Source organism: Streptomyces sp. NPDC001153 (genome assembly GCF_053598315.1).
In genome coordinates this window covers 25962-41131 of record NZ_JBSFJZ010000015.1, presented here as the reverse complement: position 1 = coordinate 41131, position 15170 = coordinate 25962, and the positions used below count along the sequence as shown (strand labels likewise).

Here is a 15170-nt window from a genome sequence, read left to right as displayed (position 1 = left end):
CGGGAGTGCGATCCTCCCTGCTGTGACGGAACCCACCCACGAAGAGGCCCACGGGCGCGCGCTCGGCTCGCGGCTGAACTGGCTGCGGGCCGCCGTGCTCGGCGCGAACGACGGCATCGTCTCCACCGCGGGCATCGTCGTCGGCGTGGCCGGCGCGACCCAGAGCCGGTCCGCGCTGCTCACCGCCGGACTGGCCGGCCTGCTCGCCGGGTCGATGTCCATGGCGGCCGGCGAGTACGTCTCCGTCTCCACCCAGCGCGACTCCGAGATGGCCGCGCTGGCCGTGGAGAAACGGGAACTGCGCGAGCAGCCCGAGGCCGAGCTGCGGGAGCTGACCACACTGCTGGAGGAACGCGGACTGTCCCACGAGGTGGCCCGGGAGGCCGCCGAACAGCTCACCGCGCGGGACCCGCTCAAGGCCCACGCGCGCGTGGAGCTCGGTATCGACCCGGAGGACCTCACCAACCCCTGGCACGCGGCCTGGGCGAGCTTTCTGGCCTTCACGGTGGGCGCGCTGCTGCCGCTGCTGGCCATCGTCCTGCCCCCGGCCGGCTGGCGGCTGGGTGTGACCGTCGTCTCCGTCCTGGCCGCGCTCGTCCTCACCGGCTGGAAAAGCGCGCGGCTCGGCGCCGCGGACCCGAAACGCGCGGTGCTGCGCAACGTGGTGGGCGGGGCGCTGGCGATGGCGGTCACCTATGCGGCGGGCAGCCTGCTGGGCGCGGCGGGCGTCTGACGCGCGGACCCTGGGCGCGCAGCCCGGGCCGGTGACGGCGTACCGTGTGGTGCGCTCGACCACCCCCTGAGCACACCGCACCATCCCGCACGAGAAGGACCCTCGCCATGCGCGCCACCACCATCCACGCCCCGTTCGACATGCGTGTGGAGGACGTCCCCGAGCCCGTGGTGCAGCTGCCCACCGACGCCGTCGTGCGGGTGCTGCGCGCCTGCATCTGCGGCAGCGACCTGTGGGCCTACCGGGGCGAGGCGGCCCGGCAGCCGGGGCAGCGCATCGGACACGAGTTCCTCGGGATCGTCGAGGAGACCGGCTCCGAGGTGAGCACCGTCAAGCGCGGTGACCTGGTGGTCGCGCCGTTCATGTGGTCCGACGGCGTCTGCGACTACTGCCGCGAGGGCCTGACGACGTCCTGCGAGCACGGCGGTTTCTGGGGCTCCGTCGGCTACGACGGCGGCCAGGGCGAGGCCGTGCGCGTGCCCTTCGCCGACGGCACCCTCGTCCAGCTCCCCAAGGACGCCGCCTCCGACGACCACCTGCTGTCGGCCCTGCTGACCCTCTCCGACGTCCTCGGCACCGGCCATCACGCCGCCCTCGGCGCGGGCGCCCGCCCCGGCGCCACGGTCGCCGTCGTGGGGGACGGCGCGGTCGGCCTGTGCGCGGTGCTGGCCGCCAAGCGGCTGGGCGCCGAGCGGATCATCGCCCTCGGCCGGCACGAGGTCCGCACCGACATCGCGCGCCGCTTCGGGGCCACCGACGTCGTCGCCGAGCGCGGGGACGCGGCCGTCGAGGCCGTCCGAGAGCTCACCCGCGGCCAGGGCGCGCACGCCGTCGTGGAGGCCGTCGGCACCGAGCAGTCCATGCGGACGGCCGTCAACATCACCCGCGACGGCGGCGCGATCGGCTTCGTGGGCGTGCCGCACGGCAGCGGCACCGGCCTCGACCTCGGCGTCATGTTCGACCGGAACATCGCCCTGCGCGGCGGCGTCGCCCCGGTCCGCGCCTACATCCCGGACCTGCTCCCCGACGTCCTCGACGGCACGATCGACCCCTCGCCGGTGTTCGACATGACGGTGGACATCGAGGGCGTGCCCACGGGCTACAAGGCGATGGACGAGCGCACCGCCCTCAAGGTCCTGGTCACCAACGACCGGTGACCCGCTAGGTCCAGCGGATCGGCAGCGGCAGCGCCGTGAGCAGACCCGAGACCGCGACGACCGCGCCCAGGGCGATCAGCTCGGCCCGCGCGGGCGCGCACGCGGTCAGCGGGTCGGCGGCGCGGCGCAGCCGGATCCGCGCCCACAGGGCGAGCAGCGCGACGGCGGCGACCAGGAACACCTTGGCCAGCAGGGTGCGTCCGTACGCCGTCGTCGTCAGCTGGTCCAGGATGGTGGCCGACGGCATGCGGCGCAGCGAACTGCACACGCCCGTCGCGGTGATGGCGGCGAGCAGGACGGCCGCCACGCGCGCGTAGAGGCCGAGCAACGCGGCCCCGGCGGGGCTGGCGCGCCACAGCCCGATCAGCCGCAGGGTGTGCAGCAGACCGCCGGTCCACAGCGCCGCGCACGCCAGGTGCACCAGTGTCAGGGCCGAGCCGATCAGCGGGCTCTGCTCGGTCGCGGGGTGGGCGCGCAGTGCCTCCGCTACCACCACCGCGGCCGGCGGCCACACCCGGGCCGCCGGACGGCGCAGGAACGCGCACAGCGCCGCCAGCAGAAAGGCGTTGACCTCCAGCAGGGCCAGCCGGCCGTCGCGGGAGCCGTACAGGCCGCCGACGTCGATCTGGCCGAGGCGGTGCGGGATCAGGTTGCCGGCGGACACCACCGAGGCGAGCGCCAGCGCGGCGACGAAGCCTGCGCTGGTGGCCAACGGGGTCCAGCTGTGCGGTCGTTCGGGCGGAACACCGGGCAGGCGCCGGGCGAGCCGGTGCACGAACAGCTCGCCGAGGGGCACGCTCAGGGCCGCGAACAGCACCGCGCGCAGCAGCCCGATGCCGCCGGCCCCCGGCGCGGCGGCCTCCCCGGTGCCGTGCAGCGCCGCCGACGGCCCGAGCAGCGGGATCAGGGCGCCCAGCGCTACCAGGATCAGGAGGGCGACGGCCCGGCCGGTGCCCAACCGCCGGGCGGGGCCCTCTTCGCCGCTCGCCTCGGCGGTCGGTCGTATCAAGCTCACCCCGTGATCTTCGCCAGCCGCCGCAGAACCGGGCAAGTCCCGGAAAACAACTGGCAGTACGGAATTCCACGCATACATACGTTTCCGGCCGCCCGCGCACTCACCTGTTCCGGGCCGCGAGCGCTCACCGCCAGCGGGCGCCGTCCGACCCCCACGGCACCGGAGGCCGCGCCCAGTCGGCGGGGCCGCCCGTGAAGGACACCGGCGGCAGTGCGTGCCGCAGCCGGCCGAGCGCGCTGTCCGTCTCGGCCAGCCAGGCGTCCGGGCCGTCGTACGGCGCACCGGTGGCCGCGGTCGGCCGGATCCCGTCGGTCAGCCAGTGCGCGGTCCGGGCCAGCGCCAGCCGCACGAGGCGGCCGCCCCCGTCGTACGACTGCTCGGTCAGCGCCCGCAGTACGGCCGCGGCCAGGAGATAGCCGGTGCCGTGGTCCAGTGCCTGCGCGGGCAGTGCGCCGGGCGCCTCGGCGGAGCCCTCGGTCGCGGCGATGCCGGTCGCGACCTGCACCAGGCTGTCGAAGCCGCGCCGCCCGCCCCAGGGGCCGTACGCGCCCCATGCCGAGACCTGCGCCACGACCAGTCCCGGCCGGCGCGCGAACAGCGCCTCCGGCGCGAGCCCGAAGCGGTCGAGGGTGCCCGGCCGGTAGCCGGTGACGACGACGTCGGCCGTGGCCAGCAGCTCCTCGAAGGTGTCGCGGTCGGCGGTGAGATCGAGCAGCGCCGACCGCTTGCCGAAACCCGTGTCGGCGTGCTGGTCGGGGAGTTCGGGCAGCCAGGGGGCGTCCACGCGGAGCACGTCCGCGCCGAGCAGGGCGAGGGTGCGGGTGGCGACCGGGCCGGCCAGGACCCGGGTCAGGTCCAGCACGCGCAGGCCTGCGGCGGGCAGCAGGGGAGCGGCGGCGGGATCGAGCGGGGTGAGCACGCGCGCGTGCGTGGAGCCGAGGCGTTCGCGCTCGACCAGCGGGCGTGCGGCCACCTCGGCGGCCTGCCCGGTGGCCGCCCACTCCTTCGGGCCGCGCAGGGCCACGGCGAGGCCGCCGGCGCCGCAGACCGCCTCCTCGACCTGCGCCGCGGACCCTTCGGCGATCCGGCCGGCCACCGCCTCCGCCGAGGCGTCCTCCGGCAGGCCCAGCGTGCCGAGCAACCGGGCCCGGTGGTGCGGGTAGTTGGCGTGGGTGCGCACCCAGCCGTCCGCCGTCCGCCAGAACCGCGACAGGGGTGCGAAGGCGACCGGCGTGCGCCCGTCCACCTGGAGCAGGCGCTCGCTGTGGAAGGCGGCGGCGACCGCCCCGTCGTCGACCCGGACGCCGGGCACCTCGCCGCGTCCGGAGCGGCGGGCCGCCAGTTCCGCGGCGGCCAGCGCACAGACGCCGACGCAGGCACGGGCGAGCTCGCGTACGGGAAGGCGCGCCGGGAGCGCGCCCTCCCGCACCACGGTGGTGAGCCGCGCGAGGTGGGCGGGGTCGCCGCCCAGCGCGGACCAAGCGAACTTGATAGCAGTCATGACTGCACTATGCAGTATTGACTGAATCAATATACTGTCCCAGTCCGGCCCTACTTGGTCACCGCGGCCAACGCGTCCACCGTGCCGAAGCCGTAGAAGCCGTTGACGCGCTCGCCGCCGACGCACGTCGCGTCCACGACCCCGTCACCATTGCCGTCGTAGGGTTCGCTCGGGCAGCCCGGGTTGTCCGCCTCCGCCTTCAGCAGGGCCTGCAGCTGGGCCGGAGTGGCGTTCGGATGCGCCGACTTCAGCAGCGCGGCCACCGCCGCCACGTGCGGGGAGGCCATCGAGGTGCCCTGGAGGAAGCCGTACTGGCCGTTCGGCAGCGTGGACAGGATGCGGCCGTTCTTCGACGGCGTGTCCGGGATCTGGTACTTGTCGCCGCCCGGCCCCGCCACGTCGATCACGCCCAGGCCGTAGCTGGAGTAGTACGACTTGGTGCCCTTCACGCCGACCGCGCTCACCGTCACCACGCCGGGCAGCTGGGTCGGCACGTCGAAGCACTCGTGCGGGTCGACCGTGCGGCTCGTGGCCGTCGAGTCGTCGGGGCTGGAGCCGTCCACGAGCGCGTGTGCGTCCAGGTCGTCGTTGGAGTTGCCCGCGGAGGCCACATTGAGCGTGCCCTTGCGCTGCGCGTACATCTGGGCTCTGTTGACCGCGTCAACGATGGCACGTTGATCCGGATCGTCCATGCAGTTGTACAGCCACGGATCAACGTAGTAGCTGTTGTTGGTGATCTGTATGCCGTGGTCGGCGGCGAACACGAAGGCGCAGACCACGCTCTCCGGGTAGAACAGCTGCGTCGAGTCCGGCTGGGCCACCGTGATGCTCGCGACCTTCACGCCCGGCGCCACACCGGCCACGCCTGTGCCGTTGCGGGCCGCGGCTATCTCACCGGCCACGTGGGTGCCGTGGTAGTGGTTGGCGTCCGCCGGGCGCCACGCGCCGTAGGTCGTGTCCGCCTTTCCGCTCACGCAGTTCGCCGACTGGGAGGCGGAGAAGTTCGGGGCTATGTCCGGGTGGGTGTCGTCCACGCCCGTGTCGATGACACCGACGGTCACTCTGCTGCTGCCCGGGTTGATCCGCGCGGCCCGGTCGGCGCCGATCGCCCGCAGGTCCCACTGGTCCGCCTCGAGCGGCTCCTCGCCCGGGGTCGCGGCCTTGGCGAGCTTCGCGGCCTCCGCCGTGGAAAGGACCTGCACCGCACCCTCGTCGGTCGTCCCCGCGGCACTCAGCGGCGCGGTACGCGTGGCACCCGCCGACTCCACCCCGCGCACCGCGCGCATCCGCGCGGCGAAGTCCGCCGTCGCGGAGTGGACGACGATCACACCGATTCTGTCGTAACTGGCCACCACCGAGCCGCCGTTGTGGACGATCTCCCGCTGCACGGACTCGATCGTGCCGTGATCCGTACGGGTGTTGACCACGTACGCGAGGTTCGGCTCGCCGTCCGCAGTCCGTGCCGCCCGGGCCGTGCCGGGCGCCGCGGAGGCCGCCGCCGGCAGCAGGCCGAGCGAGGCGGTCAGCGACAGCACGACGGGCACCGCGAGCGCGAGCCGGCGTCTGGAACGCAGATGAACCATGGGATCTCCACTTCATCCGGATACGAAACCGCCCGAGACGCAGAGGGTGCTCGGGCAGGTACATGACGCGTGGTGCAGGCAGAAGCCAACCCCACGGCTCACTGGGCGGCAATGTCTTGGCAATGGCTCGCCAAGACCGCTTGCGAAACAACTCATAGGACTTGAACCGGTCCTCGCGTGGCGCCGTGGACCTTGGCGGGGAGCGCCAGCACCATCGAGCTCCCCGTTCGTCACCGCTTCCGCAACGCGAGGAGACTCCGTGGCCACCGAGACACCACCCCCCGCCACACCAGGGGCCCCACTTCCCACCACCGAGGAGTTCGCCGAGGTGCAGCAGAGCGCGGAGTTCGGTGAACTGCGCCGCGCCCACCGCTCGTTCGCCTTCCCGCTGGCCGTCGCCTTCACCGGCTGGTACCTGCTGTACGTGCTGCTCTCCAACTACGCGGGCGGCTTCATGGGCACCAAGGTGGTCGGCAACGTCAACGTGGCCCTCGTCCTGGGCCTCGCCCAGTTCCTCACCACCTTCCTCATCGCCTGGTGGTACGCACGGCACGCCGCCGCCGAGCTCGACCCCAAGGCCGAGGCCATCAAGTCCCGGATGGAGGGCGGCGCATGAGCCCCGCGATCACGCTGGCCGCGGGCGAGGCGAGCGACCACCGGACGCTGATCACCACCCTGTTCACGGTGTTCGTCGCCGCGACCCTCGTCATCACCGTCTGGGCCGGCCGCCAGACGAAGAACGCCGCCGACTTCTACGCCGGCGGACGCCAGTTCACCGGCTTCCAGAACGGCCTCGCCGTCTCGGGCGACTACATGTCCGCCGCGTCCTTCCTCGGCATCGCCGGCGCCATCGCCCTGTTCGGCTACGACGGCTTCCTGTACTCCATCGGCTTCCTCGTCGCCTGGCTCGTCGCCCTGCTCCTGGTCGCCGAACCCCTGCGCAACTCCGGCCGCTACACCATGGGCGACGTCCTGGCCTACCGCATGCGCCAGCGCCCGGTCCGCACGGCCGCCGGCACCTCCACGATCGTGGTCTCGATCTTCTACCTGCTGGCCCAGATGGCGGGCGCGGGCGTCCTCGTCTCGCTCCTGCTCGGCATCACCAGCGACGGCGGCAAGATCGGCATCGTCGCCCTGGTCGGCCTCCTGATGATCGTCTACGTCACCATCGGCGGCATGAAGGGCACCACCTGGGTCCAGATGGTCAAGGCGGTCCTGCTGATCGCCGGCGCCCTGCTGCTGACCTTCCTGGTCCTGCTGAAGTTCCACTTCAACATCTCCGATCTGCTCGGCCGGGCCGCCGACAACAGCGGCAAGGGCTCGGCGTTCCTGGAGCCGGGCCTGAAGTACGGCGCCACCGGCACCACCAAGCTGGACTTCATCTCGCTCGGCATCGCCCTGGTCCTCGGCACCGCGGGCCTGCCGCACATCCTGATCCGCTTCTACACCGTGCCGACCGCCAAGGCCGCCCGTAAGTCGGTCATCTGGGCGATCGGCCTGATCGGCGCCTTCTACCTGATGACCCTCGCCCTGGGCTTCGGCGCCGCCGCACTGATCAAACCCGGCGAGATCATCGCCTCCAACAAGGCGGGCAACACCGCGGCACCCCTCCTGGCGCTGCATCTGGGCGGCGTCGACTCCAACTGGGGCGCCATCCTGCTCGCCACCATCTCCGCCGTCGCCTTCGCCACGATCCTGGCGGTCGTCGCGGGCCTCACCCTGGCCTCGTCGTCCTCCTTCGCCCACGACATCTACGCCAACGTCATCAAGAAGGGGCAGGCCACCGAGAAGCAGGAGGTCGGCGCGGCCCGCTGGGCCACCGTCGGCATCGGCGCGGTCTCGATCGTCCTCGGCGCCCTCGCCCGCGACCTGAACGTGGCCGGCCTGGTCGCCCTCGCCTTCGCGGTCGCGGCCTCCGCCAACCTGCCGACCATCCTGTACAGCCTGTTCTGGAAGCGGTTCACCACCTCGGGCGCCCTGTGGTCGATCTACGGCGGCCTGGTCACCGCGGTCGGCCTGGTGCTGTTCTCCCCCGTGGTCTCCGGCAGCCCCGCCTCGATGTTCCCCGACGCCGACTTCCACTGGTTCCCGCTGGAGAACCCCGGCATCATCTCCATCCCCGTCGGATTCCTGCTCGGCGTCGTGGGCACCCTGCTCTCCAAGGAGGTCCCGGACGCCGGCAAGTACGCCGAACTGGAGGTGCGGTCCCTGACCGGCACCGGGGCACACTGACGTTCGTACGACGGCCGCGTCGTGCGGGGACTGTACGGTCCTACGACGCGGCCGCGCCGTACCTCGTCGGATCGGGCCGCTGCCGTTGTCAGTGGTGTCACGTAGGCTCTCAGTGACGCGGAACAAGTGCTCCGGGATCGAGGGAGGGGGCCCACGTGCTCATCGACACCTACGGCCGGGTGGCCACCGACCTGAGGGTCTCGCTGACCGACCGCTGCAACCTGCGCTGCACGTACTGCATGCCCGAGGAGGGCCTGCAGTGGCTGGCCAAGCCCGACCTGCTCACCGACGACGAGATCGTCCGCCTCGTCGACGTCGCCGTGCGCAAGCTCGGCATCGAGGAGGTCCGCTTCACCGGCGGTGAGCCCCTGCTGCGCCCCGGCCTGGTCGGCATCGTCGAGCGCGTCGCGGCCCTTGCCCCCCGCCCGCAGATGTCCCTGACCACCAACGGCATCGGCCTCAAGCGCACCGCGACCGCGCTGAGGGCGGCAGGCCTGGACCGGGTCAACGTCTCCCTGGACACCCTCCGCCCCGACGTCTTCAAGACCCTGACCCGCCGCGACCGCCACAAGGACGTCCTCGAAGGCCTCGAGGCCGCCCGCGAGGCCGGCCTGACCCCCGTCAAGGTCAACTCGGTCCTGATGCCGGGCCTGAACGACGACGAGGCCCCCGACCTGCTGGCCTGGGCCGTGGAGCAGGACTACGAACTGCGGTTCATCGAGCAGATGCCGCTGGACGCCCAGCACGGCTGGAAGCGCGAGGGCATGGTCACCGCCGGGGACATCCTGGCCTCCCTGCGCACCCGCTTCGACCTCACCCCCGAGGGCGCCGACACGCGCGGCTCGGCCCCGGCGGAGCGCTGGCTGGTGAACGGCGGCCCGCACCGGGTCGGCGTCATCGCCTCGGTCACCCGCCCCTTCTGCGCGGCCTGCGACCGCACCCGCCTCACGGCCGACGGGCAGATACGGACCTGTCTGTTCGCCACCGAGGAAACCGACCTCCGCGCGGCCCTGCGCTCCGGCGCCCCGGACGAGGAGATCGCCCGCATCTGGAAACTGGCGATGTGGGGCAAGAAGGCGGGAGCGGGCCTGGACGACCCTTCGTTCGTGCAGCCGGAGCGGCCGATGTCGGCGATCGGCGGCTAGGCCCCTTCGGGATCCTGCCAGTCGGCGAACTTCACGACGTCCTTCAGGAAACCCCGCACCCCGAGGAACTGCGAAAGATGCTCGCGATGCTCCTCGCAGGCGAGCCACGTCTTGCGCCGTTCCGGCGTGTGGATCTTCGGGTTGTTCCACGCCAGCACCCACACGGCAGCGGCACGACAGCCCTTGGCGGAGCAGATCGGCGTCTCGTCACTCACGGGTTCGTCTCGGGTTCGTCGTACAGAAAGGGCCCGAACAAGGCGACGCCGAGCAGCCACGGGGGGAGCTGCCCGGCGTCGGTCTGTCGCTCCGACGGGGGATGCGGAGCGCGTACGCAGTATGTCACGGTTACCCCGTCGCCCGGCACTGGAACTACACGATTGATTTGAGCTTTTCTTGAGTTTGACGGGCGACGGCATTCCGCTTCCCGCGTACCCGTCGTGCTCACGCGGGGCCGGTCCGCTCGCCACGCGCGCCCGTCGGATGAGCCGCCGCGCCCTTGGGAACGGATTCCGCCTCTGCCTCCTCCGCCTGCGGCGGGGTGATCATCGGCCGCGTCGGCGCGGTGATGAACGTCGAGGGCAGGGACGGCGGCCGCTCCCGGCCCGCGTTCGCGATCACCACGGCGATATACGGAAGCAGTGCTCCGGCGACGAGCGCCACCATGGCGACGTACCGCTCGACGTTCCACAGGGAGACCGCGAGGATCACCGACACCGTGCGGATCGTCATCGAGATGACGTACCTCCGCTGCCGGCCCCGCACGTCCTCGGCGAGTCCCGTCCGGGCCCCGGTGATCCGGAACACCTGGGCGCTGCCGCCGTGCTGTTTCCGCATCACATTCCACCATCCGCCCGCTTCGGCTCTCCCCGACCTTCTTACGTTACGCCGCGGCTGCGCCGCCCACGAGACCGGGTCGCCCGCTGCCTGCGGTGACGCCACCGGCCGTGCCGCGCACGGGGGAACCCGACATGCGCCGTACGGCCCGCCCACCCAGACTGGCCGTAATGCTCACGTCGAGCCGTACGAGGAGGCAGCCATGGGCTGGTTGTGGGCGATCATCGTGGGATTCGTGCTGGGCGTCATAGCCAAGGCCGTCATCCCGGGCAAGCAGCACAGCCCCCTCTGGCTGACCACCATCTGCGGCATGCTCGGCGCCATTGTGGGCAACGCGGTCGCCCGAGCCGTCGGCGTCGCCGCGACCCGCGGCATCGACTGGACCCGGCACATCTTCCAGCTGGTGGCCGCGATCATCATCGTCGCGGCCGTGGACGCCCTCTACATGGCGACGCTGGGGAAGAGGAAGCAGGAGAGGGTCGGGGCATGAGAGCGCCCCGTAAGGGGCGCGGCGCTGTACCGGTATGCGGCCCTGCCGCGTGGGCGCGAGAAACCACGACGAAAGCCGCCGTCGCCAGTCCGCCCACGCCCCCACGGCACTAAGCGGAAACAACCTCCACCGCGGCAAGGTTCTTCTTCCCCCGCCGCAGCACCAGCCACCGCCCGTCCAGCAGATCCCCGGACGAGGGCACCGCGTCCTCGGAGGCGACCTTCACGTTGTTCACGTAGGCCCCGCCCTCCTTCACCGTCCGCCGCGCAGCGGACTTGCTGGCGACGAGCCCGACCTCGGCGAACAGGTCGACCACCGGACCCAGCTCGGTGACCTCGATGTGCGGCACCTCGGACAGCGCCGCGGCCAGCGTCCGACCGTCCAGCTCCGCCAGCTCACCCTGCCCGAACAGGGCACGGCTCGCGGCGATCACGGCGGCCGTCTGGTCGGCGCCGTGCACCAGCGTCGTCAGCTCCTCGGCGAGCGCCCGCTGCGCGGCCCGGGCCTGCGGCCGCTCCTCGGTCTGCCGCTCCAGCTCCTCGATCTCCTCCCGGGACCTGAAGCTGAAGATGCGCAGGAACTTCGAGACGTCACGGTCGTCGGCGTTGACCCAGAACTGGTAGAACGCGTACGGCGTGGTCATCTCGGGGTCGAGCCACACCGTGCCGGACTCGGTCTTGCCGAACTTGGTGCCGTCCGCCTTGGTGATCAGCGGGGTGCCCAGCGCGTGCACCACGGCGTTCTGCTCCACCCGGTGGATCAGGTCCGTGCCCGAGGTGAGGTTGCCCCACTGGTCACTGCCGCCGGTCTGCAGCGTGCAGCCGTACCGCCGGTACAGCTCCAGGAAGTCCATGCCCTGCAGGATCTGGTAGCTGAACTCGGTGTAGCTGATCCCGGCGTCGGAGTTGAGCCGCCGGGCGACGGCCTCCTTGGCGATCATCTTGTTGACCCGGAAGTGCTTGCCCATGTCCCGCAGGAACTCGATGGCCGACATGCCCTGGGTCCAGTCCAGGTTGTTGACCATGATCGCCGCGTTCGGGCCCTCGAAGTCCAGCAGCGGGGCGATCTGCGCGCGCAGCCGCTCCACCCACTGGGCGACGACCTCCGGAGAGTTCAGCGTCCGCTCGGCGTTCGGCTTCGGGTCACCGATCAGACCGGTGGCGCCTCCGACCAGGCCCAGCGGGCGGTTGCCCGCCTGCTGGATCCGGCGCATGGTCAGGATCTGCACGAGATTGCCGAGGTGCAGGCTGGGCGCGGTCGGGTCGAAGCCGCAATAGAACGTGACGGGGCCGTCCGCGAACGCCTTGCGCAGTGCGTCCTCGTCCGTGGAGAGGGCGATGAGCCCCCGCCACTTCAGCTCGTCGACGATGTCCGTCACGGTTCTCGTATCTCCTTGATGGTCCTCGGGCAGTCGAGCGACTACCGCCTACGAGGTTATACGCCCTGACTGACAGAGCTCATATTGAAGTCGGGCACCCGCAGCGCGGGCATCGCAGCCCTAGTGAACCAGTCGCTCCACTCCCTCGGCAGCGTCTTTTCCGTGCGCCCCGCCTCCGTGGCCCGCCCCAGCAGGGCCACCGGCGACTCGTTGAACCGGAAGTTGTTGACCTGCCCGGTCACCTCGCCGTTCTCCACGAGGTAGACGCCGTCCCGGGTCAGGCCCGTGAGCAGCAGCGTCGCCGGGTCGACCTCGCGGATGTACCACAGGCAGGTCAGCAGCAGCCCGCGCTCGGTGTCCGCGACCATCTCCTCCAGGGAGCGGTCGTTCCCGCCGTCGAGGATCAGGTTCCCGAGCACCGGGGCCACCGGCAGCCCGGTCAGGCCCGCGCTGTGCCGGGTCGTCGTCAGGTGCCTCAGCACACCCTCGCTGATCCACTCCGTCGTGTGGGTCGGCAGCCCGTTGTCGAACACGGACTGGTCCCCGCCGGAGGAGTGGGCGACCACGAACGGCGGGCACTCCAGGCCCGGCTCGTTCGGGTCACTGCGCAGGGTCAGCGGCAGCTCGGCGAGCTTCTCGCCCACGCGCGTGCCACCGCCCGGCTTGGAGAACACCGTCCGGCCCTCGGCCGCGTCCCGGCCCGAGGCCGACCACAGCTGGTAGATCAGCAGGTCCGCGACGGCCGTGGGCGGCAGCAGCGTCTCGTAGCGGCCGGCGGGCAGCTCCACGCGCCGCTCGGCCCAGCCGAGCCGTACGGCCAGCTCGGCGTCGAGCGCCCCGGGGTCGATGTCCTTGAAGTCCCGCGTGGAACGGCCCGCCCAGGCCGAGCGCAGGCGGTCGGGCGACTTGGCGTTCAGCTCCAGCGTGCCGGTGGGCTGGTCATGGCGCAGGCGCAGCCCGGTGGACGTGCCCAGGTACGTCGACACCAGCTCGTGGTTGGCGAAGCCGTACAGCTCCCGGCCGCCCGCACGCGCGCGTGCGAAGGCTTCGCCGAGCGCCGGGGCGAAGTCCGCGAACACCGCGGAGGAGGTCTCCGCGGGCGCGTCCGCGAAGTCCGGCGACTGGGGCACCTCGCCGACCAGCGGCTGCGCGTCCTCGGCGGGCCCCGCACCGCGCGCGGCGGTCTCGGCGGCCCGCACCAGCGGCTCCAGCTCCTCGGCGGTGACCGCCGAGCGCGACACGACACCCGAGGCGGTGCCCTCCTTGCCGTCCACGGTCGCGATCACGGTGAGCGTACGGCCGCGCGTCACCCCGTTCGTGGTGAGCGCGTTGCCCGCCCAGCGCAGGTTGGCCGTGGAGTGCTCGTCGGCGATGACGACACAGCCGTCGGCCCGGGACAGCGCGAGCGCCTGCTCGACGATCTCGTGCGGCTTGTTCGTGCGGGCGCTCATCGACCGGCCTCCTGGGTCGTGTTGAGGATGCTGACGGACCTGAAGACGGCGGACGGGCAGCCGTGCGACACGGAGGCCACCTGACCCGGCTGGGCCTTGCCGCAGTTGAAGGCGCCGCCGAGGACGTAGGTCTGCGGACCGCCCACGGCCGTCATGGACCCCCAGAAGTCGGTGGTCGTGGCCTGGTAGGCCACGTCCTTCAGCTGCCCGGTGATCCGCCCGTTCTCGATCTTGAAGAAGCGCTGGCCCGTGAATTGGAAGTTGTACCGCTGCATGTCGATCGACCAGGACCGGTCGCCGACCACGTAGATGCCCCGGTCGACACTCCCGATCAGGCCCTCGGTGGACAGCCCCGCCGGGTCCGGCCGGAGCGAGACGTTGGCCATGCGCTGCACCGGCACATGCGCGGGGGAGTCGGCGTACGCGCACCCGTTGGACCGGTCGAACCCGGTGAGCCGGGCGATCCGCCGGTCCAGCTGGTAGCCGACCAGCGTGCCGTCCTTCACCAGGTCCCAGGACTGCGCCTCGACGCCCTCGTCGTCGTACCCGACCGTCGCGAGGCCGTGCTCGGCGGTGCGGTCGCCGGTGACGTTCATCAGCTCGGAGCCGTACCGCAGCTTGCCCAGCTGGTCGAAGGTGGCGAAGGAGGTGCCGGCGTAGGCGGCCTCGTAGCCGAGCGCGCGGTCCAGCTCCGTCGCGTGCCCGATGGACTCGTGGATGGTCAGCCACAGGTTGGACGGGTCGACCACCAGGTCGTACAGGCCCGGCTGCACGCTCGGCGCCCGCATCTTCTCGGTGAGCAGCTCCGGGATCCGCTCCAGTTCGTCGTCCCAGTCCCAGCCGGTGCCGGTCAGGTACTCCCAGCCCCGCCCGGCCGGCGGCGCGAGAGTGCGCATCGAGTCGAACTCGCCGCTGGACTCGTCCACCGACACCGCGGTCAGCTGCGGATGCAGCCGCACCCGCTGCTGGGTCGTCACGGTCCCGGCGGTGTCGGCGTAGAACTTGTTCTCGTGGACGGTGAGCAGGGAGGCGTCCACGTGGTTGACGCCCTTCGCGGTCAGCAGCCGCGTGCTCCAGTCCGCCAGCAGCGCCGCCTTCTCCTCGTCCGGCACCGTGAACGGGTCGATCTCGTACGACGACACCCACGTCCGGTCGGCGTGCACCGGCTCGTCGGCCAGCTCGACGCGCTCGTCCGAGCCCGCCGCCCTGATGACCTGCGCGGACAGCTTGGCCATGGCCACCGCCTGCGAGGCCACCTTGGCGGCCGCGTCCATGGTCAGATCCACACCGGAGGCGAAGCCCCACGTGCCGCCGTGCACGACCCGCACCGCATAGCCGAGGTCGGTGGTGTCCGACGATCCGGCGGGCCTGGCGTCCCGCAGCCGCCAGGACGCGCTGCGCACCCGCTCGAACCGGAAGTCCGCGTGCTCGGCCCCGAGCGCACGCGCGCGTGCCAGCGCGGCGTCGGCGAGGGCGCGTAGGGGGAGTGCCAGGAACGACTGATCGATTTCATGGGGCACGGGTGGGAATCCCTTCGGTCTGACCACCAGGTTCGTCCTGCTCGATCCATCGAATCGCCAGGCGGAAGTCAAGCACGCCCTGGGCTCGTCACACATGCCGAATATCCATCGCGCAGCGCGTGCGGCCGTGC

General features: G+C 71.8%; 14 protein-coding genes. 6 read left to right on the top strand and 8 right to left on the bottom strand.

Translation table 11 applies throughout. The features are described 5' to 3' along the window. Window positions 1-22 precede the first annotated feature (22 nt). Window positions 23-733: a VIT1/CCC1 transporter family protein gene (locus tag ACWDEN_RS18760; protein ID WP_450859676.1), complete on the top strand. Its 711-nt coding sequence runs from the start codon at window positions 23-25 to the stop codon at window positions 731-733. A 107-nt stretch (window positions 734-840) separates the two neighbouring features. Beyond that, window positions 841-1890 (top strand): zinc-dependent alcohol dehydrogenase family protein, encoded by a 1050-nt coding sequence (locus tag ACWDEN_RS18755; protein ID WP_450859675.1) that lies wholly within the window; start codon window positions 841-843, stop codon window positions 1888-1890. Between the two features lie 4 nt (window positions 1891-1894). Here ACWDEN_RS18755 and ACWDEN_RS18750 read toward each other — a convergent pair whose 3' ends face one another. The 3 genes from ACWDEN_RS18750 to ACWDEN_RS18740 all read right to left on the bottom strand — a co-directional run bounded on the left by ACWDEN_RS18750 (window position 1895) and on the right by ACWDEN_RS18740 (window position 5989). Next, window positions 1895-2905 carry a CopD family protein gene (locus ACWDEN_RS18750; protein WP_351621119.1) on the bottom strand — a complete coding sequence of 337 codons (1011 nt, stop codon included), beginning with the start codon at window positions 2903-2905 and terminating at the stop codon, window positions 1895-1897. Between the two features lie 124 nt (window positions 2906-3029). Next, on the bottom strand, window positions 3030-4406 hold the full coding sequence (locus tag ACWDEN_RS18745) for a CoA transferase (protein ID WP_450859674.1): 1377 nt from the start codon (window positions 4404-4406) through the stop codon (window positions 3030-3032). Window positions 4407-4456: 50 nt separating this feature from the next. Further along, a complete protein-coding gene (locus ACWDEN_RS18740) occupies window positions 4457-5989 on the bottom strand; it encodes a S8 family peptidase (protein ID WP_450859673.1) in 1533 nt (510 codons plus the stop codon). A gap of 259 nt (window positions 5990-6248) precedes the next feature. Between ACWDEN_RS18740 and ACWDEN_RS18735 the strand changes: the two genes are divergently transcribed. From ACWDEN_RS18735 to moaA, 3 genes are all read left to right on the top strand, one after another. Further along, window positions 6249-6605: a DUF485 domain-containing protein gene (locus ACWDEN_RS18735; RefSeq protein ID WP_450859672.1), complete on the top strand. Its 357-nt coding sequence runs from the start codon at window positions 6249-6251 to the stop codon at window positions 6603-6605. Further along, on the top strand, window positions 6602-8221 hold the full coding sequence (locus ACWDEN_RS18730; RefSeq protein ID WP_351617495.1) for a solute symporter family protein: 1620 nt from the start codon (window positions 6602-6604) through the stop codon (window positions 8219-8221). The genes ACWDEN_RS18735 and ACWDEN_RS18730 overlap by 4 nt, the downstream gene beginning before the upstream one ends. 155 nt (window positions 8222-8376) lie before the next feature. Beyond that, on the top strand, window positions 8377-9366 hold the full coding sequence (moaA, locus tag ACWDEN_RS18725; protein WP_450859671.1) for a GTP 3',8-cyclase MoaA: 990 nt from the start codon (window positions 8377-8379) through the stop codon (window positions 9364-9366). On the opposite strand, the gene ACWDEN_RS18720 is transcribed toward moaA, so the two are convergent. Together ACWDEN_RS18720 and ACWDEN_RS18715 are read right to left on the bottom strand one after the other, a co-directional pair. Then, a complete protein-coding gene (locus ACWDEN_RS18720; protein ID WP_228623897.1) occupies window positions 9363-9581 on the bottom strand; it encodes a hypothetical protein in 219 nt (72 codons plus the stop codon). The two genes, moaA and ACWDEN_RS18720, sit on opposite strands and share 4 nt — an antisense overlap. Window positions 9582-9807: 226 nt before the next feature. Continuing rightward, window positions 9808-10200 carry a DUF3099 domain-containing protein gene (locus tag ACWDEN_RS18715; RefSeq protein WP_351617501.1) on the bottom strand — a complete coding sequence of 131 codons (393 nt, stop codon included), beginning with the start codon at window positions 10198-10200 and terminating at the stop codon, window positions 9808-9810. A gap of 202 nt (window positions 10201-10402) precedes the next feature. On the opposite strand from ACWDEN_RS18715, the gene ACWDEN_RS18710 reads away from it, so the two are divergent. Continuing rightward, a complete protein-coding gene (locus ACWDEN_RS18710) occupies window positions 10403-10690 on the top strand; it encodes a GlsB/YeaQ/YmgE family stress response membrane protein (RefSeq protein WP_351617504.1) in 288 nt (95 codons plus the stop codon). Window positions 10691-10799: 109 nt separating this feature from the next. Here ACWDEN_RS18710 and tyrS read toward each other — a convergent pair whose 3' ends face one another. The 3 genes from tyrS to ACWDEN_RS18695 are packed head-to-tail and all read right to left on the bottom strand — an operon-like array spanning window position 10800 to window position 15039. Continuing rightward, window positions 10800-12068 (bottom strand): tyrosine--tRNA ligase, encoded by a 1269-nt coding sequence (gene tyrS, locus ACWDEN_RS18705; protein ID WP_351617506.1) that lies wholly within the window; start codon window positions 12066-12068, stop codon window positions 10800-10802. Between the two features lie 56 nt (window positions 12069-12124). After that, the gene (locus ACWDEN_RS18700; RefSeq protein ID WP_450859670.1) at window positions 12125-13519 is read right to left on the bottom strand and encodes a metallopeptidase TldD-related protein; all 1395 of its coding nucleotides are present in this window, start codon (window positions 13517-13519) and stop codon (window positions 12125-12127) included. Beyond that, a complete protein-coding gene (locus ACWDEN_RS18695) occupies window positions 13516-15039 on the bottom strand; it encodes a TldD/PmbA family protein (protein ID WP_450859669.1) in 1524 nt (507 codons plus the stop codon). The genes ACWDEN_RS18700 and ACWDEN_RS18695 overlap by 4 nt, the downstream gene beginning before the upstream one ends. Between the last annotated feature and the right edge of the window lie 131 nt (window positions 15040-15170).